Genomic DNA, 22,614 nt, shown 5'->3' on the forward strand with positions numbered 1-22,614 from the left:
TTGCCTGTATCTGAATTGGCCGGAAATCCTTTGACGATGCATCGGGTATCTGCTATACTGAGCGTAACAACCGAACGGGGAGGGCTGCATGATGCAGGCAAAACGGGTCTGGGCGATGTATTGGAGCGCGACAGGAACGACGAAACAGGTGGTTACGACGGTTGCGGAGCGGATGGCAGCGGTGTTGGAGCTGCCGCTCGAACGGTATGATTTTACCTTGCCGGGTGCGCGTGAAGCCGTGCCGGACTTTACTGCGGCGGATGTGGTTGTGTTCGGAACGCCAACGTATGCGGGGCGTGTTCCTAACGTGCTGCTCAAGTATTTGGCAGTGGTGCAGGGAAATGGTGCGGCGGCAGTGCCGGTCGTCACCTTTGGAAACCGTGCGTTTGATGATTCGCTGATCGAGCTGCGCGATATTTTGCGGGGGAATGGATTTCTGCCGTTCGCGGCGGCGGCGTTCGCCTGCGAGCATTCGTTTTCGACCAGGCTGGCTGCCGGGCGGCCGGATGCGGAGGATCTGCAGCTGGCGGAACGGTTTGCGGAGCAGGCCGCTGCGCGGGTCCCCTCTCTGACGGCGGATATCCCGGTAGTGGCAGTACCCGGCCGGGCACCGGAAGAGCGTATTTATTATCAGCCGCGCGACCGTGCGGGTGCGCCGGTCGATATCCGCAAGGTCAAGCCAAAGACTGCTGACAGCTGTGATGACTGCGGCCTGTGTGCCCTTGTTTGCCCGATGGGCTCGATCGACCCGCAGCATGTGCGAAATTATTTGGGGATCTGCATTAAGTGCGGGGCGTGCATCAAAAAATGTCCGCACGGTGCCAAATATTACGATGATCCCGGCTATCTATACCATAAAACCGAGTTGGAAGAAGGATATGTGCGCCGTGCCGCAGTCAGCCTGTTTGTGTAGGCGGCGGATGTGCGGTGCGGCAAGAAAAGGCCCCGCCGGTATACTGCATGATGCAGTATACCGGCGGGGTCGGCTGCGTGGATAGGGGGTGCGAGGAGGGATGCCGGTCACAGTCCTTTCATGGTCAGTGCGATGCGGTGGCTTTTGGGATCGACCGACAGCACGGAAACCTCGACAATATCGCCGACGGTCACAACCTCGGCGGGATGCTTGATAAAGCGGTCGCAAAGCTGGGAAATGTGAACCAGACCATCCTGATGCACGCCGATATCAACAAAAGCGCCGAAGTCGGCCACGTTGCGCACGGTGCCTTTGAGCCGCATGCCCGGCTTGAGATCGTTCAGATCCAGAACATCCGAGCGCAGCATCGGGGGCGGCAGTTCATCGCGCGGGTCGCGGCCGGGCTTGAGCAGCTCAGTGATGATGTCGCGCAGGGTGGGAATACCCACGCCGCAGCGGGCTGCGGTGTCATCCTCGCCGCGCTGCTGCACACGTGCGGGCAGATCGCGGATGCGGCCCTGTGCGGCGTCGTCCGCCGTATAGTCGCAAAGGGTGAGCAGTGTATGGGCTGCGACGTAGGCTTCGGGATGCACGGCGGTGCGGTCGAGCAGCTCGGCGCTGTCCGGCACGCGAAGAAAACCGGCGCACTGCTCAAAGGCTTTGGGACCTAACCCTTTTACCTTGTGCAGCTGTTTGCGGCTGGTAAATTTCCCATTTTGCTCGCGGTAGAGGGTGATGTTTTTGGAAACCGCATTGGTAATACCCGCTACACGGCTGAGCAGTGCGGGAGAGGCGGTGTTCAGATCAACGCCGACCGCATTGACGCAGTCTTCTACGACACCGTTCAGCGTTTCGCTGAGACGGGACTGCGGCATATCATGCTGGTATTGTCCGACCCCGATCGCCTTGGGGTCGATTTTGACCAGCTCTGCCAACGGATCCTGCAAGCGCCGGGCGATTGAAACGGCAGAACGCAGGGAAACATCAAAGTCTGGAAATTCTGCAGCGCCGAGTTCGGAGGCAGAGTATACCGAAGCGCCGGCTTCGGATACCACCATATAATCGATGCCGCCGCCGTATGACCGGATGAAATCGGCCACGAACTGTTCGCTCTCCTTGGAGGCCGTGCCGTTGCCGATGGCGATACAGGTGATGCGATGGCGGTCACACAGGCGGCGCAGCGTGCGGCAAGCCTCCTCGGTTTTGCGATGCGGCGGCGTGGGATAGATGACGCCGGTTTCGAGCACCTTGCCGGTGGCGTCCACAACGGCAAGCTTACAGCCGGTACGGTAGGCGGGGTCAAAGCCGAGCGTGACACGGCCGCGTACCGGGGGCTGCATCAGCAGCGGGCGTAGATTGAGTGCAAAGGTGCGGATAGCCTGTTCATTGGCTGCATCAGTCAGCTCGCTGCGCAGCTCGCGTTCGAGTGAGGGGAAGAGCAGGCGGCGCCAACAGTCTGTGCAGACAGCACGCAGAAAATCTCCGTAAGGATTTTTGGGATGCAGCAGGGTACGGGTGACTGCGGCAACAGCCTCGCTTTCATCTGTGTCCAGCGTAACCTTGAGCTTGCCCTCTTTTTCGCCGCGGTTGACGGCAAGCACGCGGTGGCTTTGCAGACGGCGGATCGGCTCGGCAAAGTCATGGTACATGGTGTAAACGGTGTCGTTTTCGTCCGTACCGGCGGTGCGAAGCACGCCGGTGCGGTGCAGCAGCGCACGCAGGCGGCCGCGCAGGGCTGCGTCGTCTGACAGGTCTTCCGCAATAATGTCGCCCGCACCGGCAAGTGCGGCTTCGGCGGTTTCCACACCCTTTTCCGGATGAATATAGGGCTTTGCCAGTGCTTCGAGCACAGGGGAGGTATTGCGTGCCGCAGTGATCGCCGCTGCGAGCGGCTCCAGCCCTTTTTCCCGCGCAATAGATGCACGGGTGCGCCGTTTGGGGCGATAGGGGCGGTATAGGTCATCCAGTGCGGCAAGCGTTTGCGCCGCTGCGATCGCCGCGGCAAGTTCAGCGGTCAGCTTGCCCTGTGATTCAATCGCATGCTGCACTTCCATGCGGCGCTCCTCTAGCCCGCGTAAGTATGCGAGCCGGTCGGCAAGCCGGCGGATGGTCTGGTCATCCATTGTGCCGTGCATTTCCTTGCGGTAGCGCGCGATAAACGGCACAGTATTGCCATCATCGAGCAGCTTGACCACGTTTTCCACATATTGCTCTTTTTGCCCGAGCTCGCGGGCAAGGGTTTGTATCATGCTTTCCATAGGACACTCCTTTACAGCTGAAAGTATTGTATCATATTTTCTGCGCCGGGAAAACAAAAACCGCACGGGGAAACCGTGCGGGAAGAATAGCAGTTACAGAAATACCGTCTGCACCAGAAACATGTACAGCACAGTGCCTACGCCGATGGAAAGCAGGTTGTTGCGTTTCCACACATGCAGCAGCGCGGTTACGGCGATGCACAGCAGTTCGGGCAGCCCGTGCGGAGCGGCTGACCAGCTGACGTTTTTGACGCAGTATACCACCAGCAGGGCAATCACAGCGGGCGGTAAGGTTTCGCCCAGATAACGGATGATCGGCGGGATGGGCTTTTTGCCGTTGAACAGCAGGAAAGGGGCGAGCCGCGTGGCAAAGGTGCATATGGCGGCAACGGCGATCATAGCCAGTGTGCGGGTAAAGGTCATTTTGCCACCTCCCCGGAAAAACGGCTGCGCAGCGCTGCCAGCATAACGCAGATGGCGAGCATGGCGGGCAGGATGAAATTGTCCGGACCGAGCAGAAGCAGTGACAGGGCGGCAGCCCCCAGGCCGAGAAAGGCGGGGATGTGGCATTTTGTACTTTTCCACTGCTCAACAAAAATTACAGTGAACAGGGCAGTCATGGCAAAATCAATGCCGGTCGAATTGAACGGCAGCACACCGCCGATCACCGCGCCGATCACGGAACCGGCGATCCAATAGCTATGGTCGAGCAGGGCGATCCAGAACCGCATGGCGGCAGGGTCGATGCCGGCAGGCGTTTGCAGCGAGCACAAAAGGGAATAGGTTTCGTCTGTCAGGGAGAAGATCATGTACCACTTGCGCCGGCCCATCTGGTGAAAGGTTTCCAGAAAGGATAGTCCGTAAAAAATATGGCGGCAGTTGAGCAGCAGGGTCATAACCGCAACGGTGAACAGCGAAGCTTTGGCTGCCAGCAGGGAAACCAGCAGATACTGTCCGGAGCCGGCATAAATCGTCAGGCTGGCGAAAAATGCCCACGGCGGCGCAAAACCGGCATCGCGCAGCATCACGCCAAAGGCGAAACCGATGAACAGATAGCCGCACAGCACAGGGATGGTGGCGGCAAAAGCGGGACGAAATGCTTTTTTCATGAGGAAACCCTCTTTCAGTATAGAAATGGGCAGTAAAAAAGCGCCCCGCAAAGGGCGCTTGGCAGTTCAACGTAAGCGCTGATCAGATCGCGCGGGTTACCTTGCCGGAGCGGAGGCACCGAGTACATACGTTGATATGGCGGGGAGTACCGTCGACCAGAGCCTTCACTCGACGAACGTTCGGCTTCCAGGTTCGGTTGGAACGACGATGAGAGTGAGAGACCTGAATACCAAAGGTCACGCCCTTGCCGCAAATATCGCACTTTGCCATTTTCCTGCACCTCCTTCTCTGGTTCATTGCATAGCGGATATTATAATACCATAACAGGGGGTAAAATGCAAGCGGTTTTTTAAGAAAAAGCAGGATTTTTCAAGTTTTGCCGGTGCTGCGTCGGAAAACATTGAAAAGCGGGCAAAATAGGGGTATAATACCAATATCAGAATACCTGCCATTGCGGAAGGGAGCATGTTGTATGCAGTTAAAGGAGTTCGGCGTCAGCTTGGGCGACCTGATCCATGAGTTTAATTTCGAGGTCGTTTACGGGCCGGAAGGGTTTGAAAAAAACGAGATCACCAAGGATGACGTCAACCGGCCCGGTTTGCAGCTGGCGGGATTTTTCGATTATTTTGATCCCAACCGTATCCAGATCATGGGTAAGGTGGAATCCAGCTATGTCGAGCGGATGTCGCCCGAGGATCGCTTTGCCAGCTTTGAGCGCTTGTTTTCCACCGGCATCCCTGTGCTGATCATTTCGCGCAATATCGAGCTGTTTCCGGAATGCTTGGCCGCGGCACAGCAGTGCGGCGTTCCTATTCTGCGCACCAATGAGTTTACCTCGACCATTATGAGTGCGATTATCGCCTCGCTCAAGGTCAATCTGGCGCCGCGCGTTACCCTGCACGGCGTGCTGATCGAGATTTACGGCGAAGGCGTGCTGCTGCTTGGCGATTCGGGTGTCGGTAAATCCGAAACGGCAATTGAGCTGGTCAAGCGCGGACACCGGCTGATCGCAGATGATGCGGTGGAGATCAAGCGTGTGTCGGACAAGACGTTGGTCGGTACTGCGCCTGAGGTTATCCGGCACTTTATTGAGCTGCGCGGTATCGGCATTGTGGATGTGCGCCGTATTTTCGGCGTTGGCGCGATCAAGATGACCGAAAAAGTAGAGCTTGTCATCAACCTCGAACCGTGGGAGGAAGGCAAACAGTACGACCGTCTCGGTCTGGACGGACAAACTACCTCGATTTTGGATATTGCGATCCCCAGCCTGACGATTCCGGTCAAGCCCGGACGAAATCTCGCGGTTATCATTGAAGTTGCTGCAATGAATGACCGGCAGAAAAAGATGGGCTTCAATGCGGCGAAGGAACTGCAGGAGCGCATGATTAAACAGTACGGAAATTAAGAGAAGTGCAGCAGGCGGGACAGGCGCCCCGCTTTGGAGGGAAATCGCCGCTTTGCGGCGATTTTCTGTTATTTTCACCTCCGGCAAAAGGAGGATGCGTGGAACGCATTGGAAGGGGAGCAAAAAAACATATGCAAATTGCAGCGGATCTGCATACACACACCATTGCCAGCACCCATGCCTATTCTACTCTTTATGAGATGGTCTGCGGTGCAAAAAACAAGGGGTTTACGGCGATCGCGATTACTGACCATGGGCCGGATATGCACGATGGCCCGCATGAATGGCATTTTTCCAATTTGGATATCGTACCGCGTGTGATCGAAGGCGTGACCGTGATCCGGGGGATCGAGTTCAATATCCGCCCGGGCGGCGCACTTGACAATATCAGCGAAAAAAGCCTGCGGCCGATTGAGTTCGCGCTGGCCTCGTTCCATGAGTGCTGCTTTGCCCCGTCCACCCGGTCGGCCCATACCGAGGCGCTGGAGGCAGTGCTGCATGATCCGCGTGTAAACGCGCTGGGGCATCCGGGTAATGCGCTGTTTGATTTTGATAAGGAATATATTATTTCGCGCTGCAATGATTGCGGCAAGCTGGTGGAAATCAACGGCAATTCGTTTGCGATCCGCAAGGGCAGCAGGGAAAACTGCACCGAGATCGCCCTGTTGTGCAAACGGTATGAGGTGCCGATCGTAGTGAACAGCGATTCCCATATTGCATACCGGGTGGGGCATGTGGATCAAGCGCTGCGCATGTTGGAAGAGATCGGCTTTCCGGAGGAACTGGTGGTAAACAGCAGCCGGACAAGGCTGGAAGCGTATTTCCGCGGGCGCGGCCTGCATATTTTCGAAGAATAATAAAAAACAGGGAGGAACGGTTATGCGGATAGGCATTGATTTGGGCGGAACATCGGTCAAGGCGGCATTGTGTGAAGAGGACGGGACCCTGCTGGCAAAGCAGAGCACACCCACCCGCACCGGGGATGCACCGGGGCTGTGCGCGGATATGAAGCTGCTGGCGCTGGCCCTGTGCGGCGAACGCGGGATATCGCCTGACCGGATCACAAGCATTGGCATTGGCGTGCCTGGATCATTCGATAAGCAGACGTGCACGCTGAAATTCGGAACGAATCTGGGAATGAACAACGTTTGCTTTGCAGATGCCTTCCGTCCGGAATTCGCCTGTGCGGTACAGCTGGATAATGATGCGAACTGTGCGGCGCTGGGCGAGGCAACAGCAGGAGCGGCGCGCTCTGCCCGCAATATGCTGATGGTCACGCTGGGCACCGGCGTGGGCGGCGGTATCATTATCGACGGCAAGCTGTATACCGGGTGCAACGGCATTGCGGGCGAGCTGGGACATATTGTGATCCGGCAAAACGGCGAGCCTTGCAACTGCGGCCGCAAGGGCTGTCTGGAGGCATATGCTTCGGCGGCTGCGTTTGTCAAGTTTGCAGAGCGTGCGCTGGCGGACGGACGGGAGAGTGTGCTCAGCCGTGATGCGGGTCATTTGAATGCCAAGATGATCTGCGACGCGGTGGATGCGGGCGATGCGCTGGCGCGTGAACTGTTTGCGGACTATTGCGAGAACCTGTCCGGCGGTCTGGCGACCTTTATCAACATTTTTCAGCCGGAAACGATCGTGCTTGGCGGTGGTCTGGCGGGGTATGGTGAAAAGCTGTTGGAGCCGCTGCGCCGGCTGACGTTTCCGCAGACCTTCCGCAGCGACGTGCGCAATACGGAGATCGTATGCGCCTCACTCGGCAATGATGCCGGTCTGATCGGGGCAGCCATGCTGTAAGCGGCTGGCAGTTCACCGGCAAGACAGGGGTGCAAAGAAAGCAAATTAGGATGTTTGGCACACCATTGAGCCTGTCGGGAAAACAAAGTTTTCCGACAGGCTCAGCGGAGGTGCATGCCCTCAGTTTTGGTGCATTTGCACGGCAAATGCTGTTTCGGTGCGCTGCCGCGCATGTTGCTGATACTTGCCCACAAAATACTTTGTTGATAAGCGGAATGGTGCGTTTGACGCACCATTTTTGTCGTTAAAACAAAGGGATAACCTTTGATACAGATTTGTAATATTACAACTGTGTCGCATTTTTGTGTCATACATTGCGGTGGCTGTCAGTTTGTGATAAAATGTGTCCGATATAGACAAGAACTGCAGTAAACGACACGGAGGTCCGGCATGCGATTCAAACAATTTTGTGCCTTGTGCGGTGCAGCGATTTATATAATGTCAGCAGGTGCGGCGGCAGCGGAGGTCACCGTGCGGCAGCCGGTAAGTGTGGCAGCGGAAGCGGCTGGCGAAGCGATGGATCCCGGCTTGCTGTCGGAAGCTCCGCCGGTGGCGCGTGCGCTCAAGGTCGTACCGTCGGCGCATAAAGTGAAGGTAAACGGCAAGGCTGTGCGCCCGCAGGTGTATAATATTGACGGCAACAATTATTTTAAGCTGCGTGATGTGGCGTATCTGCTGAACGGTACCACTTCAACCTTCAATGTGGTGTGGGACAGTGCAAAAAACGCAGTGGATCTGCGATCCGGGCAAAAATATGTTGCCGAGGGTGATGAGATGACCGTTGCGGCGGCGGCACCGCTTAAGGTGCAGGCCTCTACCGCGCGCGTCCTGCTGGACGGCAGCGGCATTGTGATCAAGGGCTATAATATTAACGGCAACAACTACTATAAAATTGCGGATGTATCTTCTGCGCTTGGTTTCACGGCGGCGTATGATAAAGCAACTACCACGGTACATATCAACACCCCTGCCGCTCCCGATCCGGATCCCGAGCAGGGGGACGGACAAACGCCGGAACCGCCTGCTGAGAATTTTGTGACCGGCGTATACCGGGTGAAGGTGGACAGCAGTCTGTCGATCCGTTCGGGGCCGGGCAAGGACTATGCGGTGATCGGCAGCCTGCGCAACGGGGAAGAGATCGTGGTGGACGGGATATCAGCCGGCTGGGCACATCTCAAGGAACAAGGGGTGGCTTCGCGTTATTGCAGCGCAGATTATTTGATTCGTGTGCGCGACTACGATGCTGATACTCCAACGCCTGGACCCGAACCGGCGCCACAGCCGGAGCCTGCGCCGGAGGAGTTTACGCCCGGTGTGTATCAGGTAAAGGCGAGTGACTGGCTGTCGGTTCGTTCCGGACCGGGGCGGACATATACGCTGGTGGGCCGGCTGCTCGGCGGGGCAGAGGTCGTAGTGGTGGATATCACGGATGGCTGGGCACAGATTTTGAGTGAAGATGGCGCACAGAAGCGTTATTGCAGTGCGGATTATCTGACTCGCCTGCGGGATTATGATGCGGATGACGAGACGCCGGAGGATCCGGTCAAGCCGCCCCGCACCTCGCATCTGGACGGGCGTATGACCGTGATTTTGGATGCGGGTCACGGCGGCAGTGATATCGGTGCGCACAATGAGGATCAGTCGCTGGATGAAAAGCATGTGAATCTGTTTGTGGCGCAGTATCTGCGTGAATATCTGCAGCAGGCGGGAATGCGGGTCATCATGGTGCGTGAAACCATGGAAGAGGGCAGCTCGCTGTCCCTGCGCAAAACGGTGATGGAGCGCTATGCGGCATCGGCCGACCTGTTTTTCAGTGTGCACCACAACGCGGCGAATACAGTTGCACGCGGGGCGGAGGTGCTGGCGCAAATCTCGGATAAAAACGGCGGCCCGACAAAAATACTGGGTGAAGCATTGCTGCGTGAATACGAGAAGCTGGGTGTGCCGATCCGGTCGGTTGTATTCCGTGCAGGCAGCAGCGGCAGCGATTATTATTACACCAACCGCGCAGCGGCGGCATTGCAGATTCCGGCGCTGACCAGTGAGTTCTGCTTTATTGACAACGTGGAGGATCAGCTGTTTATTGACAGCGATGAGGATTTGCAGCGTGAGGCGCGTGCACAGGCGGACGCGATCCGGTATTATTTTACACAGGTGGATTATTGATCGAAAAGGAGCTTACAGCAATGACAGAAAGAGCCGAGCAGGCGCAGCGCCTGCACAACATGGGGTACAACTGTGCGCAGGCAGTGACCTGTGCTTACTGTGATCTGGTCGGACTGGATGCGGAAACCGCTTATAAAATGGCGGAGGGCTTCGGTTTGGGCATGGGTATGATGGAGGTGTGCGGCGCACTGACCGGCGCGTTCATGCTGCTAGGAATGCAGGACAGCGCCGGGACGGCGCATCCGGGCGCAACCAAAGGACGTACATACAAAACCGTGAAAGGGCTTGCAGCGGAATTCCGTGAGCAAAACGGTACGATCCTTTGCCGTGAGCTGAAAGGTGTGACCGATGGTACGGTGCGCCGTTCGTGCGCAGGGTGCATTGAGGATGCCTGCCGGCTGCTGGAGAGCCGATTGGAAAAATAAAGTGTTCCCGCGGATGTCAAGGCATCTGCGGGAATTTTTTTATCTTTCGTTCGACAAAGTTCGACCGAACCTGCCCATACTGGTGCGTACAATGAAGAACAGGGGTCTTTGGGAAAGATCCGGCGCTGCGCAAAATTGCGGAAGGACCTGCAGCGCTGTCAGTAAGAGAAATTGTCGGGAAAAGGAGGGGAAAATGCTTCAATACATGGTTATGCAGCACCACAGGCGCAACAGATCACATATGGCATTGCGTTGCTTGATAACGGCGCAGAGATGGACAGCATAAGTGATATTCTGCCGAATCTGCAGCAGACAGTCAGCCTTGCAGCGATGCTGCAGGAACATGGGGTGGCGGCAGAGCATTTCCGCGATGTGGTTGCGGATTATTTGAACAGGTAAAATGCTGTGCAAAAACGCGGCAGAGCCGAAAACAGGCTCTGCCGCGTTTTTGCAGCCGGAATCAAAATTGAAACAGAATGCCGCAGACTGCACCGGCCAGAATAAACCAGATGGGATGCAGGCGCGGCAGTTTGCGGATGCCAAGCGTGAGTAGCAGGAAAAAAAGGATTGCCGGAAGGTTGAACACGGCGGATAGGTTGGAAAGGCCGGTCCAACGCTCGGTGTGCAGCAAAGAGACGGCAAACACTTCAAACATCGCGCCGAAAATCAATCCGGCAGATGCGGGACGCAGGCCGTAAAACGCGTGCTGCACCAGCGGCGAGCTGCGAAAACGGGTGAGTGCGCGTGCGACCAGTAGGATGATGACCACCGAAGGAAGCACAAGTGAGGTGGTGGCGACCAGCGCGCCGGGGATACCGGCGGCATGGTAGCCGGCATACGTGGCGGTATTTACACCGATTGGGCCGGGGGTGGATTCGGATACGGCGATCATATCCAGCAGATCGTTTGGGGTAAACCATGGGTAGCGAAGGGAGACTTCTTTCAAAAACGGCAGTGTAGCCAGACCGCCGCCGACTGCGAACAGACCGGTTTTGAAAAATTCCCAAAACAGCTGAAGATAAATCATGTGCGCGGCCTCCGAAACAATCCGATCAGGATGCCGCCGGCGGCGGCAAACAGCACCATGCCCACCGGCGAAGCCCCGAAAAAGGCAACAGCGGCAAAGGTGATCAGCAGGATCAGTGCTGTCGGCAGATCGGTAACGCCTTTTTTGGCCATTTTCCATACAGATTGCAGAACCAGAGCGCAAACGGCAATACGAATACCGGCAAAGGCATGCTGCACGATGGCAAGATGGGCGAACTGCTGGATGCAGGCAGCGATGGTGATGATAATGACGATCGAAGGGAAGATGATGCCTGCGGTTGCGGCAACGGCTCCTGCGATACCGGCCTGCTTGCTGCCGATAAATGTAGCAGTATTCACGGCAATGACCCCCGGCGTGCACTGACCGATGGCGTAATAATCCATCAGCTCATCTTCGGTTGCCCAGCCGTGCCGTTCGACGATCTCACGCTGCAAAAGCGGCAGCATGGCATAGCCGCCGCCGAAGGTACAGACACCGACGCGTGCAAAGGTTAAAAATAAATCAAAATAGGGATGCAACGGGCGGACAGCTCCTTTCTGTGCGGTTTCAGTATACACTATTTTGCAGGATACCGCAGTAAAATATCCGTAAAATTATGCGGGGCGCGTTGTTTTACGGGATGATCTCGATCCAGTAACCGTCCGGGTCGGTGATGAAATAGATCCCCATGGCGGGGTTTTCGAAGCAAATGCAGCCCATTTCCTGATGTTTTTGGTGGGCAGCATCAAAATCGTCCACCCGAAGGGCAAGGTGGAATTCGTTGTCTCCCAGATTGTAGGGACGCTCCCAGTCGTGCAGCCAGGTCAGTTCGAGCTGATGCGGGGTGCAGCCATCCCCCAGATATACGATGATGTAGCTGCCGTCTGCGGCAGAGATCCGGCGGGTTTCGGTTAAACCAAGGGCTTTCTGATAAAAGGCGAGCGAGCGCTCCAGATCCAGTACATTGAAATTGTTGTGTGCGAACGTGAATTGCATAAAGGTCAGCTCCTTTAGATTAGTGAACACACTGTAACACGTTTTCAAGGCATTTACAATGTGCCTATACGATTTTTGTTTACTTTGCCGGAGGAGGATGCTATAATTAGCCTGTATATTTGCGTCCGGAGAAGGGGGACGGGATGATTGAAAAAACACTTGAAAAGATCACTCCAGCCGGGAAGTAACCTGTTTTTCCTGCTTTTCCTGTTGTTTGCCGGTGGCGCACTGTATTTTTCGCTGCCGTATGGCATACTTGGTATGGCGGTTTGTGTATTACTGCGCGTGATTTCGCTGCACAGCGATGCCCAGCGCAAACGCCATGTGCAGGAATTGATGGATAATATCGAAGTCGAAGGCGGAGAGATACACCCCGCGGTAACGCGTTCGCCGCTGCCGACGGTGGTTGCGCTGGCCACGACCGGCGAAATCGTGTGGGCAAACGACAGCTTTGAAGCGCTTTGCGGGCGGTCGGTATCCGCGCAGCAGGTGCATCTGACCGAATTGGCGCCGACATTTGAAACGCGCTGGCTGATCGAAGGCAAAAGCGAGTTCCCGGGGGAGCTGCGCATGGGCCGGCGTGCGTATCATGTATTCGGTGACATGGTGCCCGGCGGTGCAGGGCAGATGATGATGCTGCATTTTATCGATTGCACCGATTTTGTTCATCTGCGTGATGAGGCGGAAACGCGTCATCCGGCAATTGCTATTATTGCGATCGACAATTATGAAGAGCTGATGAAAAATGTAACCGATACGGAAAAATCCAATATCCTTGCGGGGATCGATAAACGGTTGTCCGCATGGACCAAGGATTGCAGCGCAGTGCTGCGCAAGTTTGACCGGGACAAGTATATTTTCATCATTGAAAACGCTGAATTGGACAAGCTGACCGCCCGCAAGTTTATGGTATTGCAGGAGGTTCGGGATATCCAGAACCGGGAAGGCGTGGTGGCAACGCTGTCGATCGGTATCGGCAAGGACGGCGAAACCTTGGCGGAGAGTTATCAGTACGCCGGGTTGGCGATCGATATGGCGCTGTCCCGCGGCGGCGATCAGGCGGTCATCAAAAACCGGTATACCTTTGAGTTTTACGGCGGCCTGAGTGAGGAACTGGAAAAACGCACCAAGGTCAAAAGCCGCGTGGTTTCCAATGCGCTCAGCCAGTTGATCCGCGATTCTTCGCAGGTGCTGGTGATGGGGCATCGCAACAGCGATATGGATGCGATCGGCGCGGCGGCCGGTATGGTGTGTGCCGCACGCGTGAAGGGAAAACAGGTGCACATTGTAGTGGATCAGCAGCACACGATGGCGACCGATCTGATCGAGCGGCTGGAAAGCCTGCCGGAATATAAGGATGTGTTCATCAGCGCAGAGGATGCCATGATCCTGTGCGATTACAACACGCTGCTTATCGTGGTAGACGTAAACCGCCCGGGCTATGTGGAGAGCGAGGCGCTGCTGCAGTCCATCAATAAGGTGGCAGTCGTCGATCACCACCGCCGCGCGGCGGATTATATCGAAAATGCGGTGGTATCACTGCATGAACCCTATGCTTCATCGGCGTCCGAGCTGGTCAGCGAGCTGCTGCAGTATATGGTGCCGACCAATGAAATCCTGACGGGCGAAGCGGAGGCCATGCTGGCCGGTATTTATCTGGATACCAAGGGCTTCTCTACCCGTACCGGTGTGCGCACTTTTGAAGCAGCAGCGTATCTGCGGCGTGCAGGCGCGGAGGTAAGTGATGTCAAACGCCTGTTCCAGTATAGCTTTGACCAGTATATGGAGCGGCAGAAGCTGATTTCTTCGGCGCGGAGCTGCGGACAGGGTGTGATTTTTGCACTGACCGCGGAAGAGGTTGACCGCATTACGGCGGCACAGGCGGCGGATGAGCTGCTCAGCATTGTGGGCACGCGCGCGAGCGTGGTAGCATTTCGCAGCGGCGCAGATATGGCGGTGTCGGCCCGGGCGGCAGGTCAGGTCAATGTGCAGCTGCTGATGGAGCGGCTGGGCGGCGGCGGCAATCATTCTGCGGCAGGGGCACAGCTGAAAAACACAACGCCTGAAGAGGCAGATCGCATGATCATGCAGGCGATTACCGGCTATTTTGCCGATCAGGAAACCGAAAAAGCGGAAGACCGATGAGCTTCTGCCTTACATATTTGAGTTTTTTATGAAAAAGGAGCAATACGAACATGAAAGTGATTTTGACTGCCGATGTAAAGGGCAAGGGCAAGAAGGGCGACCTGATCGAGGTCAGCGAAGGATACGGACGCAATTTCCTGATGCCGCGCGGTCTGGCAGAGCCTGCCACAACGGATAATTTGAATGTAAAGAAGGCAAAGGATGAAGCGCATGCGCGCAAGGTGGCGCTGGAGCAGCAGGCTGCGCGGGAAGCGGCGGAAAAGCTCAAGGTCAGCCCGGTTAAGGTGCCGGCCAAGGGCGGCGCAGGCGGCCGTCTGTTCGGCGCAGTGACCTCTAAGGAAATTGCGGAGGAGCTGAGCCGCCAGTACGGCTTGCAGGTGCCTAAGCAGAAAATCGTGCTGGAAGAGCCGATCAAGACCTTTGGGGTGCATCGCGTGAAGGCAAAGCTGTATCAGGATATTGCAGGTGAGATTCTGGTGCAGGTGGTAGAAGCCTGACGGCTTTCGATTGGAACATACCGTTCCGATCGAGGGAACCCAGCCGCGCAAAGCGCGGACAGGGTTTGGGACTGCGAAAAGTTCCGTTACACGAAACTTTTCTTCGTCAGAAGTATAAAAAGCCACGCACTTGTCGCGGCTTTTTATGAAACTATCCGCTTCGAGGATGGTTTCTGAATGAATATCGTGCATGGCGCGTATTTTCCATTCTCCATTTTTAATTTTCCATTCGAAAGGTGGTGCGGTTTTGGATGAGCTTCTGATGCGGCAGGTGCCGCAGGATCTGACGGCAGAGCAGTCGCTGCTGGGCGCGATGCTGGTCGATCCGAACTGCATTCCCGAGGTAATTGAGCAGGTGCGCGCGGATGATTTCTACGCGGATGAGAACAAGCGCATCTTTGAAACGATCTATTCCATGTTTAACGGCGCACAGCGGATCGACCCGGTCACGGTGCTGGATATGCTCACGCGCATGGGGTATTATGACGAAGCGGGCGGCCGTGCCTATCTGTTCCAGTTGATGGAAGTGACGCCGGGCGCACGCAATGTGGGTGAATATGTGCGTATTGTGCGCGACAAAAGCCTGCTGCGCCAGTTGGCCGATGCCGGCGGCGAGATCCAGCAGCACGCATTGGAAGCGCACGGCGAAGCATCGAGCATTGCAGAATTGGCCGAACAGCGTATTTACAGCATCCGGCAGGGACGGGAAATTAAGGGACTGTCCAAGCTGAGCGAGGTCATTGCCGATCTGTATACCGAGCTGGATGAGCGCGCCAAGTCGGACAGTGATATTCCCGGTATGTCCACGGGCTTCCATGCACTGGATACCGCGCTGACCGGTTTGAATAAATCCGACCTGATTTTGATTGCGGCTCGTCCCGGCATGGGCAAAACGGCGTTTGCGCTGAATATTGCCCTTAATGCCGCAAAGGCAAGTGTAAAGGATAAGCCGCGCGGTTATAAGAAGGGCACGGGGGTCTGCGTGTTCCAGTTGGAAATGGGTAAGGAGCAGCTCGCCAGCCGCTTTTTATCCAGCGAGGCGCTGATTGAATCGCAAAAGCTCAAAACCGGTAATCTGGATGGAGATGACTGGGTCAAGATCGCCCGGGCTTCGGGCGTATTGGCGGGGCTGAATATCTACGTGGACGATAATCCGGCAATTACAGTGGCTGAGATCAAGGCAAAGTGCCGCCGCTTGGGCGAGGAACTGGGTTTGATCGTGATCGACTATCTGCAGCTGATGCATGTCGGCGGACGGCATATGGATAACCGTGTACAGGAGGTCGCGGAGATCTCGCGTTCGCTGAAAATCATGGCCAAGGAGCTGAATGTACCGGTCGTCTGCCTGTCCCAGCTCTCTCGTGCGTCCGAGCAGCGTTCGGATAAACGGCCGATGCTGTCCGACCTGCGTGAATCCGGTGCGATCGAGCAGGATGCGGATATCGTTATGTTTATTTACCGTGATGATTATTACGATGATGAAAGCGAGAATAAAAACATCGCGGAGATCATCATTGCCAAGAACCGCCACGGTGCGACCGGAACAGTCGAATTGCAGTGGGTCGGCCAGTATACGACGTTCTCCAATCCGGATCGCATCCATGGGGACTGACGCTATGCTGGAAGCCGTAAAAAGGACGATAGCGGCGTATGATATGCTGCTGCCGGGAGAACCGGTGCTGGTGGCATTGTCCGGCGGGGCGGATTCGACTGCACTGCTGCACGCGCTGACGGCGCTGGGCTATCCGGTGCGGGCGTTTCACTTGAACCACTGCCTGCGCGGTGCGGAGGCGGATCGGGATGAGGCGTTCTGCCGCGCCCTGTGCACGCGGCTGCATATTCCGCTGACGGCGGAGCGTATCGACGTAGCGGCTGAGTGTGCCAAGGGAGAAAGCACGGAAGCAGCGGCGCGGCGGATCCGGTATGCGCGGCTGCACGCAGCCGCGCAGGGCGCCAAGATTGCGACTGCTCACACGGCGGAGGATAATCTGGAAACCGTGCTGTTCCATCTGGTACGGGGCACTGGCCCGAAGGGGCTGGCAGGCATCCCGCCGGTGCGGGATAGGATCATCCGTCCACTGATCGAGGTGGAGCGGGCGCAGATCGAGCGGTATCTGGCTGCGATCGGTCAGGATTATGTGACCGACAGCACCAATGCGGCGGATGTATACACCCGTAACCGCATCCGGCATACGGTCGTACCTGCGCTGCGCCAGATCAATCCCGCGGTTTGCGGGGCGGCGGCACGGCTCGGCACATTGCTGCGGCAGGATGAGGAGTTTCTGTTACAGCAGGCACGGGCGCTGCTGACCGACGCTGCACGGGCGGACGGTGCATTTGACACGGCACCACTGGTGCAGGCACATCCGGCAGTACGCACGCGGGCGCTGCGGTGCATGGCGGCGCAGGCGGGAATGCCGCTGCGTGATCTGTCCGCACAGCATATTGCCGCATGGGATGCGCTGCTGACAGCACAGACCCCGTCGGCGGTCTGCACCTTGCCGCATGGCTGGCAGGTGCGCCGGGAATACGGCGCGGTGCGGCTGACACAGGCGGAAGCCCCGTGTGTGCGGCCGGGGATTCCGCTTACCGTGCCGTTTGACCGCATGATATGGGATGGCACGCTGCGGCTTCAGGTGCGATATTTAGAAAAAGACGAAGTTTTTTACAAAACATTCAATACTTTTTGCGTGGATTGTGGTACAATAGATTTTGCATCGTTGTGCGTGCGTACCCGGCGCACCGGAGATCGCATCTGTTTATCGGAAAAAGGCGGCAGCCGAACGCTGAAAAAGCGGATGATCGACTGCAAAATCCCCCGTGTACAGCGGGATCAGTTGGCCGTGATCGCGGATAAAAACGGTGTGATTGCCGTACAGGATATCGGTGTGGACTGTGCAAGGCTTCCGCAAGGGGGTGCACGGATACAAATACAGATTGAGGGGTATGGAACATGGCATATGATATGAAAGATGATATCCGGGAAGTATATTTTACGGAGCAGCAGCTTGCAGACAAGGTTGCAGAGCTTGGCGCACGGATCACGGAGGACTACCGGGATAAAAACCCGCTGGTCGTCAGTGTGCTTAAAGGCTCGTATGTGTTCATGGCGGATCTGACCCGTAAGATCGATACGCCCTGCAATGTGGATTTTATGGTGGTATCCAGCTATGGCAAGGGAACCAAGACCACGGGCGAGGTGCAGATCATTAAGGATATCGAGCAGCCGATCGACGGACGCGACCTGCTGATCGTGGAAGATATTCTGGATTCGGGCGTAACGCTCAATTATCTGATGCAGGTGCTGCTGGCGCGCGGTGCGCGTTCGATCCGCCTGTGTACATTGCTGTCCAAGCCGGCGCGCCGCAAGGTGGATGTTCCGGTCGATTATCTGGGATTTGAGATCCCGGATGAATTTGTGGTCGGCTATGGGCTGGATTATGCGGAAAAATACCGCAATTTGCCGTATATCGGTATTCTCAAGCCGTGTGTATACGGCGGCGAGTAATAGATTTCACAAGGAAGAGGTGTTAAACCGATTTGAAAGGAAAGATGAAGGGCTTCGGCCTTTACCTGATTATTCTGGTGCTTTTGCTGGCAGGCGTCAGCTATGTAGTCAGTCAGTCGCAGCAGGCGGAACCGGTATCCTATTCGGATGTGTATACGTATTTCAGCGATGGACAGGTCAGCGAATACCAGCTTGAAGGCGGTACACTGACCATGCGGCTGAAGGAAAACAACCGTGTGGTGACCTATGAGCTGGGTGATTACGAAAGCATTTGGTGGAGCCAGCTCGGCGCGACGATCGACGAGCAGATGCAGAACGGCACGCTGACCCGTGTTGATTATGTAACAACTACCATGCCTTGGTGGGCGCAGTTCCTGCCGTATGTCATTTTGCTGGTGCTGCTTGGTGCATTCTGGTATTTTATGATGAACAAGCAGTCCGGCGGCGGCGCAGGACCGATGCAGTTCGGCAAGGCGCGTGCCCGTCTGGCACAGGATGACAAGCGCAAGGTTACCTTTGCGGATGTAGCTGGTGCGGATGAAGAAAAGGCGGAGCTGCAGGAAATCGTTGAGTTCCTCAAAAACCCGCAGAAATTCGTGCAGATCGGTGCGCGCATCCCTAAGGGTGTACTGCTGGTCGGCCCTCCGGGCACCGGCAAAACGCTGATTGCCCGCGCGGTGGCCGGTGAGGCGGGCGTACCGTTCCTGTCGATCTCGGGTTCGGATTTCGTTGAGCTGTATGTCGGCGTGGGCGCGTCCCGTGTGCGCGATCTGTTTGAGCAGGCCAAGAAGAACGCCCCGGCGATCGTGTTCATTGATGAGATTGACGCGGTCGGCCGTCAACGCGGCGCCGGTCTGGGCGGCGGTCACGATGAACGGGAGCAGACGCTCAACCAGCTGCTCGTTGAGATGGATGGTTTCGGCGCGAACGAGGGCGTTATCGTCATCGCAGCCACCAACCGTAAGGATATTTTGGATAACGCGCTGCTGCGTCCCGGCCGTTTTGACCGTCAGGTCTATGTTGGTGCACCTGATGTTAAGGGTCGTGAGGCGATCCTCAAGGTGCATGCGCGTAATAAGCAGTTTGATCCGGACGTTAAGTTTGCAGATATCGCGAAAACGACCGCAGGCTTTACCGGTGCGGATCTGGAAAACCTGCTCAACGAAGCCGCACTAATGGCGGCTCGCCGCAATAAAAAGCTGATCACGCAGGAGGAGATCGAGGAATCCCTGCTCAAGGTAGTCATGGGTGTGGAGAAAAAGAGCCATATCATTACGGACAAGGATAAGCGTTTGACCGCCTTCCATGAGGCCGGCCATGCAATTTGTTTCCATGTGCTGCCGACGCAGGATCCGGTGCATCACGTCACCATTATCCCGCGTTCGTCCGGTGCGGGCGGCTTTACCATGCCACTGCCGGAAGAGGATCAGGCGTACCGCACGCGCAGCTATATGGAAGAGTATATCATTGTTTGTCTGGGCGGCCGCGTAGCGGAAGAACTGACAATGGAGGATATTTCCACCGGTGCGTACGGCGATATCAAGCAGGCGACCCAGATGGCGCGCGCCATGGTCACCAGCTACGGTATGAGCGAAAAAATCGGTCCGATCGACTATGGTTCGGATAACGGGGAAATTTTCCTTGGCCGCGATTTTGCAGCGGGCAAGGGCTATTCCGAGGTCAAGGCGGCGGAGATCGACGATGAGATCCACCGCATCATCGAGGAGGCTTACCGCGGCTGTAAGAAGCTGTTGACCGAGCACATGGCAGAGATGACGCGTGTAGCGGAGTATTTGATCCGTAACGAGACGATGGATGGCGAGACCTTTATCAAGGTGTTCAACAACGAGGTCGTGCCGGATAAAATCGTTGGAGAGGATCTGATGACCGAGCTGAAGGAAGAACTCGAAGCCAAGTCGGCTGAAGCGGCAGCACCTGCTGCGGAGCCGTCGGCGGAAACCGTTTCCGAAAATGCGGAAAACGACAAATAAAGAAGTGATCCCACGGCAAATTGCCGTGGGATATTTCTTTGCCCAAATGTAAAAAAGTATTGACATTTTAGGTATCAGTGGGTATGATGAAAATGTAAAAAGAGTTTGACATTTTGGAGATAGAACGGGAGGATGACATATGAAGATCAAGATGTATCTGCTGATGGCGCTGCCGCTTATTATACTGGGCGGAATCCTTGCATTTTCTGTTTGGCTTGGAAAGAAAGACTGGAGGAACGGAAAAGAACCCCGACCGTGGGTGATCGGTGTGGCGGAAAGAATTGGTTTGCAGCCGGGCATGAATCGTGCCGATGAGATGGAGCGCATGATTCAGTATAAGGCGGTTTCGTGGGCCTATCTGGTTGTGATGATCGGGCTGGCAGCGCTGAATTTTTATGAAGTGTTTGTCAATGGCGGAAAATTACCGCTTACGAATTTGATTTTGCTGGCTGGCGTTTTAACGCAGTCGATTTCTGTGCTTGTGCTGCGCAATCGCAGCACTCAGGGAGACGAAGAATATAAACCCTATCCGCTTTGGAAAACGCTTGCGATTGTGCTGGGATTTAGTGTTGCAGTAGCCGCATTGGGGGCACTGTTTGCGATTGCAATTATGGTAGTATAAGCGCATGAAAAACTGTATCAAAGAGCTGCGGCGTGCGCGCGGTCTGCGGCAGGAAGATTTGGCCGGTTTGTTAGGGGTGTCGCGCCAGACAATCGTGGCAATGGAGAATAATAAATATGACCCGACGCTGGAACTGGCGATGAAGGTGGCGCGTCTGCTGGGGCGTCCGGTGGAAGATATTTTCTTTTTGGAAGCGTAACATGAAAACGCACAGGCATAATGCCTGTGCGTGAGCCTGTCGAAAACTTCGTTTTTCTGATAGTTTACAGCCCATATCCGATACCGGATATGGGCTGTAAAGGCAAATGCTATATTTGTTTGAAAAATCATCCGATGCCGCCGGGAATCACAAAGCTGCAAATGACAACGATGGCTGCAAGGAATACGTATACATATTTGGCCAATGGGTCAAACAAGGGGCTGAGGGGCTTGTCACGGCCCTCCATCAGCTCGGTCTTGATCCGTTTGGTGCCAAGCACCCAGTAGATCATTACCGCACCGAGGATCGCACCGATGGGTACCACATACAGGGTGATAATATCCATCCAGCGGCCCATCAGCGGTTCCTTTTCGATGAACAGGCCGACGGCCAGCGTTGCCGCGCCGGCCAGCAGCACGGCGGGCTTGCGGTTCATCTTCAGGCGCGTCTGCGCAGCTTCGGAAACCGCTTCCAGCATATTCGCCAGCGAGGTGATACCGGCAAACAGTACCGAGATGAAGAACAGCAGCGCAAACAGCCGGCCGGCCGGCATCTGCTGGAATACGCGGGGAAGGGTGATGAACAACAGGCTGGGACCGGCAGCCGGGTCCAGCCCGAACGAAAACACTGCGGGCAGAATCGCAAAGCCTGCCAGCATGGCGGCGCAGGTATCCAGTACAGCGGTCATGCAGGAGGAATGGACGACATCCTCTTTTTTGGACAGGTAGGAGCCGTAGATGATCATACCCGAACCGGTGACCGACAGGGAGAAGAATGCCTGTCCCATCGCATAGATCCAGGTTTTGGGATTGAGCAGGTACTCCCACTGGGGAACCAGCAGATATTTGTAGCCTTGGATCGCACCCGGCAGGAAGGCAACGCGCACAGCGATGATAAGAAACAGGATGAAGAAGGCGGGCATCATGACCTTATTGATTTTTTCGATACCGCCCGATACACCGAAAATCAGAATGGCGATCGTGATCAGCACAACGATCACATGCCACGGCACACTGGAAAGATGGGTCGCGCTCATTTCTGCGAAAAATGCTTCCGGTTCAGTGGTCATCAGCGATCCGGTGAGTGCGCCGAATGCCGAGCGAACGACCCAGCCGACGATAATTGAGTAACCGATGGCGATGCCGAGCGAACCGAACAGCGGGATCGCACCTAAAAACGCGCCGCCCTTTTTGCCGCGGGTCTGCATTGCGTATTCATAAGAACCGATCGGGCCGGTGCCGGTCAGACGTCCGAAGGCAAATTCGCCGGAAAGGCCGACATAGCCGAACAGGGCGACGAACAGCAGATAGGGGATGAGAAAGGCGGCGCCGCCGTACTGTCCCGTCCGGTAGGGGAACATCCAGATGTTGCCCATGCCGACAGCCGAGCCGACGGCTGCAAGCACAAAGCCAACTTTGGATGTGAAGGTTCCGTTTTTGCTTTTTTGATTCATTGTTTTACTCTCCGATCTTTTGTCATACAGACTTTTATAGTATATCACATCACTATGAATCATGCTATATATGATTTCACCAGAAAGCAACAGGAAGTT

Annotated in this window: 23 protein-coding genes; 15 read left to right on the plus strand and 8 right to left on the minus strand. The window is 55.9% G+C overall.

Annotated elements, in window-relative coordinates:
• The first annotated feature begins 88 nt into the window (after positions 1 to 88).
• Positions 89 to 913, plus strand: coding sequence for a 4Fe-4S binding protein (locus T363_RS0101960; protein WP_322786168.1), 825 nt, complete (start codon positions 89 to 91; stop codon positions 911 to 913).
• Positions 914 to 1,020: 107 nt separating this feature from the next.
• Here the strand turns inward: T363_RS0101960 and T363_RS0101965 are convergent, their stop codons facing one another.
• From T363_RS0101965 to rpmB, 4 genes are all read right to left on the minus strand, one after another.
• Positions 1,021 to 3,171 (minus strand): Tex family protein, encoded by a 2,151-nt coding sequence (locus tag T363_RS0101965; RefSeq protein ID WP_031472742.1) that lies wholly within the window; start codon positions 3,169 to 3,171, stop codon positions 1,021 to 1,023.
• 93 nt (positions 3,172 to 3,264) lie between these two features.
• The gene (locus tag T363_RS0101970; protein ID WP_031472744.1) at positions 3,265 to 3,594 is read right to left on the minus strand and encodes a branched-chain amino acid transporter permease; all 330 of its coding nucleotides are present in this window, start codon (positions 3,592 to 3,594) and stop codon (positions 3,265 to 3,267) included.
• Positions 3,591 to 4,280 (minus strand): AzlC family ABC transporter permease, encoded by a 690-nt coding sequence (locus tag T363_RS0101975; protein ID WP_031472746.1) that lies wholly within the window; start codon positions 4,278 to 4,280, stop codon positions 3,591 to 3,593. The genes T363_RS0101970 and T363_RS0101975 overlap by 4 nt, the downstream gene beginning before the upstream one ends.
• Positions 4,281 to 4,362: 82 nt before the next feature.
• A complete protein-coding gene (rpmB, locus tag T363_RS15405; protein WP_078096872.1) occupies positions 4,363 to 4,551 on the minus strand; it encodes a 50S ribosomal protein L28 in 189 nt (62 codons plus the stop codon).
• A gap of 202 nt (positions 4,552 to 4,753) precedes the next feature.
• Between rpmB and hprK the strand changes: the two genes are divergently transcribed.
• The 6 genes from hprK (at position 4,754) to T363_RS0102005 (ending at position 10,476) form a co-directional block, all read left to right on the plus strand.
• Positions 4,754 to 5,686 carry an HPr(Ser) kinase/phosphatase gene (gene hprK / locus T363_RS0101980; RefSeq protein WP_031472748.1) on the plus strand — a complete coding sequence of 311 codons (933 nt, stop codon included), beginning with the start codon at positions 4,754 to 4,756 and terminating at the stop codon, positions 5,684 to 5,686.
• Between the two features lie 131 nt (positions 5,687 to 5,817).
• Positions 5,818 to 6,543 (plus strand): phosphatase, encoded by a 726-nt coding sequence (locus tag T363_RS0101985; protein WP_031472750.1) that lies wholly within the window; start codon positions 5,818 to 5,820, stop codon positions 6,541 to 6,543.
• 22 nt (positions 6,544 to 6,565) lie between these two features.
• Positions 6,566 to 7,486 (plus strand): ROK family protein, encoded by a 921-nt coding sequence (locus T363_RS0101990; protein WP_031472752.1) that lies wholly within the window; start codon positions 6,566 to 6,568, stop codon positions 7,484 to 7,486.
• Positions 7,487 to 7,876: 390 nt separating this feature from the next.
• Complete coding sequence (locus tag T363_RS14910; protein WP_051643030.1) at positions 7,877 to 9,652, plus strand: N-acetylmuramoyl-L-alanine amidase family protein; 1,776 nt, start codon at positions 7,877 to 7,879, stop codon at positions 9,650 to 9,652.
• Between the two features lie 20 nt (positions 9,653 to 9,672).
• On the plus strand, positions 9,673 to 10,077 hold the full coding sequence (locus T363_RS0102000) for a C-GCAxxG-C-C family protein (protein WP_031472754.1): 405 nt from the start codon (positions 9,673 to 9,675) through the stop codon (positions 10,075 to 10,077).
• 171 nt (positions 10,078 to 10,248) lie between these two features.
• Positions 10,249 to 10,476, plus strand: coding sequence for a DUF6514 family protein (locus tag T363_RS0102005; protein WP_031472756.1), 228 nt, complete (start codon positions 10,249 to 10,251; stop codon positions 10,474 to 10,476).
• 61 nt (positions 10,477 to 10,537) lie between these two features.
• Here the strand turns inward: T363_RS0102005 and T363_RS0102010 are convergent, their stop codons facing one another.
• The 3 genes from T363_RS0102010 to T363_RS0102020 all read right to left on the minus strand — a co-directional run bounded on the left by T363_RS0102010 (position 10,538) and on the right by T363_RS0102020 (position 12,100).
• Positions 10,538 to 11,104, minus strand: a complete 567-nt coding sequence (locus tag T363_RS0102010; RefSeq protein WP_031472758.1) for a chromate transporter — start codon at positions 11,102 to 11,104, stop codon at positions 10,538 to 10,540.
• Positions 11,101 to 11,643, minus strand: coding sequence for a chromate transporter (locus T363_RS0102015; protein WP_031472760.1), 543 nt, complete (start codon positions 11,641 to 11,643; stop codon positions 11,101 to 11,103). Before T363_RS0102015 ends, T363_RS0102010 begins: the two co-directional genes overlap by 4 nt.
• Positions 11,644 to 11,737: 94 nt before the next feature.
• On the minus strand, positions 11,738 to 12,100 hold the full coding sequence (locus T363_RS0102020) for a VOC family protein (protein WP_031472762.1): 363 nt from the start codon (positions 12,098 to 12,100) through the stop codon (positions 11,738 to 11,740).
• A 147-nt stretch (positions 12,101 to 12,247) separates the two neighbouring features.
• Here T363_RS0102020 and T363_RS0102025 point away from each other — a divergent pair, with 147 nt between their 5' ends.
• The 8 genes from T363_RS0102025 (at position 12,248) to T363_RS0102060 (ending at position 21,062) form a co-directional block, all read left to right on the plus strand.
• The gene (locus T363_RS0102025) at positions 12,248 to 14,245 is read left to right on the plus strand and encodes a DHH family phosphoesterase (protein ID WP_031472764.1); all 1,998 of its coding nucleotides are present in this window, start codon (positions 12,248 to 12,250) and stop codon (positions 14,243 to 14,245) included.
• A gap of 50 nt (positions 14,246 to 14,295) precedes the next feature.
• Complete coding sequence (gene rplI / locus T363_RS0102030) at positions 14,296 to 14,742, plus strand: 50S ribosomal protein L9 (protein WP_031472766.1); 447 nt, start codon at positions 14,296 to 14,298, stop codon at positions 14,740 to 14,742.
• 247 nt (positions 14,743 to 14,989) lie between these two features.
• Positions 14,990 to 16,354, plus strand: coding sequence for a replicative DNA helicase (gene dnaB, locus T363_RS0102035; RefSeq protein ID WP_031472768.1), 1,365 nt, complete (start codon positions 14,990 to 14,992; stop codon positions 16,352 to 16,354).
• A gap of 4 nt (positions 16,355 to 16,358) precedes the next feature.
• On the plus strand, positions 16,359 to 17,711 hold the full coding sequence (gene tilS / locus T363_RS14915; RefSeq protein ID WP_051643031.1) for a tRNA lysidine(34) synthetase TilS: 1,353 nt from the start codon (positions 16,359 to 16,361) through the stop codon (positions 17,709 to 17,711).
• Positions 17,696 to 18,250 (plus strand): hypoxanthine phosphoribosyltransferase, encoded by a 555-nt coding sequence (gene hpt, locus T363_RS0102045; RefSeq protein ID WP_242840213.1) that lies wholly within the window; start codon positions 17,696 to 17,698, stop codon positions 18,248 to 18,250. The genes tilS and hpt overlap by 16 nt, the downstream gene beginning before the upstream one ends.
• 44 nt (positions 18,251 to 18,294) lie before the next feature.
• Positions 18,295 to 20,241, plus strand: a complete 1,947-nt coding sequence (gene ftsH, locus T363_RS0102050) for an ATP-dependent zinc metalloprotease FtsH (protein WP_034971461.1) — start codon at positions 18,295 to 18,297, stop codon at positions 20,239 to 20,241.
• A 139-nt stretch (positions 20,242 to 20,380) separates the two neighbouring features.
• A complete protein-coding gene (locus tag T363_RS0102055; protein WP_031472776.1) occupies positions 20,381 to 20,863 on the plus strand; it encodes a hypothetical protein in 483 nt (160 codons plus the stop codon).
• A gap of 4 nt (positions 20,864 to 20,867) precedes the next feature.
• Entirely contained in the window at positions 20,868 to 21,062 is a 195-nt protein-coding gene (locus T363_RS0102060; protein WP_031472778.1) for a helix-turn-helix transcriptional regulator, read from the plus strand.
• A gap of 127 nt (positions 21,063 to 21,189) precedes the next feature.
• On the opposite strand, the gene T363_RS0102065 is transcribed toward T363_RS0102060, so the two are convergent.
• Entirely contained in the window at positions 21,190 to 22,515 is a 1,326-nt protein-coding gene (locus tag T363_RS0102065) for a sodium-dependent transporter (protein ID WP_031472780.1), read from the minus strand.
• Between the last annotated feature and the right edge of the window lie 99 nt (positions 22,516 to 22,614).

Origin of the sequence: Agathobaculum desmolans ATCC 43058 (genome assembly GCF_000701665.1) — a bacterium.
GTDB classification, from domain to species: domain Bacteria; phylum Bacillota; class Clostridia; order Oscillospirales; family Butyricicoccaceae; genus Agathobaculum; species Agathobaculum desmolans.

What these genes read in the sequence shown, in the direction of transcription:
- T363_RS0101960 (WP_322786168.1), top strand. Translation starts at nt 89, where the DNA reads ATGATGCAGGCAAAACGGGTCTGGGCGATGTATTGGAGCGCGACAGGA.
- T363_RS0101965 (WP_031472742.1), bottom strand. Translation starts at nt 3,171, where the DNA reads ATGGAAAGCATGATACAAACCCTTGCCCGCGAGCTCGGGCAAAAAGAG.
- T363_RS0101970 (WP_031472744.1), bottom strand. Translation starts at nt 3,594, where the DNA reads ATGACCTTTACCCGCACACTGGCTATGATCGCCGTTGCCGCCATATGC.
- T363_RS0101975 (WP_031472746.1), bottom strand. Translation starts at nt 4,280, where the DNA reads ATGAAAAAAGCATTTCGTCCCGCTTTTGCCGCCACCATCCCTGTGCTG.
- rpmB (WP_078096872.1), bottom strand. Translation starts at nt 4,551, where the DNA reads ATGGCAAAGTGCGATATTTGCGGCAAGGGCGTGACCTTTGGTATTCAG.
- hprK (WP_031472748.1), top strand. Translation starts at nt 4,754, where the DNA reads ATGCAGTTAAAGGAGTTCGGCGTCAGCTTGGGCGACCTGATCCATGAG.
- T363_RS0101985 (WP_031472750.1), top strand. Translation starts at nt 5,818, where the DNA reads ATGCAAATTGCAGCGGATCTGCATACACACACCATTGCCAGCACCCAT.
- T363_RS0101990 (WP_031472752.1), top strand. Translation starts at nt 6,566, where the DNA reads ATGCGGATAGGCATTGATTTGGGCGGAACATCGGTCAAGGCGGCATTG.
- T363_RS14910 (WP_051643030.1), top strand. Translation starts at nt 7,877, where the DNA reads ATGCGATTCAAACAATTTTGTGCCTTGTGCGGTGCAGCGATTTATATA.
- T363_RS0102000 (WP_031472754.1), top strand. Translation starts at nt 9,673, where the DNA reads ATGACAGAAAGAGCCGAGCAGGCGCAGCGCCTGCACAACATGGGGTAC.
- T363_RS0102010 (WP_031472758.1), bottom strand. Translation starts at nt 11,104, where the DNA reads ATGATTTATCTTCAGCTGTTTTGGGAATTTTTCAAAACCGGTCTGTTC.
- T363_RS0102020 (WP_031472762.1), bottom strand. Translation starts at nt 12,100, where the DNA reads ATGCAATTCACGTTCGCACACAACAATTTCAATGTACTGGATCTGGAG.
- rplI (WP_031472766.1), top strand. Translation starts at nt 14,296, where the DNA reads ATGAAAGTGATTTTGACTGCCGATGTAAAGGGCAAGGGCAAGAAGGGC.
- tilS (WP_051643031.1), top strand. Translation starts at nt 16,359, where the DNA reads ATGCTGGAAGCCGTAAAAAGGACGATAGCGGCGTATGATATGCTGCTG.
- hpt (WP_242840213.1), top strand. Translation starts at nt 17,696, where the DNA reads ATGGCATATGATATGAAAGATGATATCCGGGAAGTATATTTTACGGAG.
- ftsH (WP_034971461.1), top strand. Translation starts at nt 18,295, where the DNA reads ATGAAGGGCTTCGGCCTTTACCTGATTATTCTGGTGCTTTTGCTGGCA.
- T363_RS0102055 (WP_031472776.1), top strand. Translation starts at nt 20,381, where the DNA reads ATGAAGATCAAGATGTATCTGCTGATGGCGCTGCCGCTTATTATACTG.
- T363_RS0102060 (WP_031472778.1), top strand. Translation starts at nt 20,868, where the DNA reads ATGAAAAACTGTATCAAAGAGCTGCGGCGTGCGCGCGGTCTGCGGCAG.
- T363_RS0102065 (WP_031472780.1), bottom strand. Translation starts at nt 22,515, where the DNA reads ATGAATCAAAAAAGCAAAAACGGAACCTTCACATCCAAAGTTGGCTTT.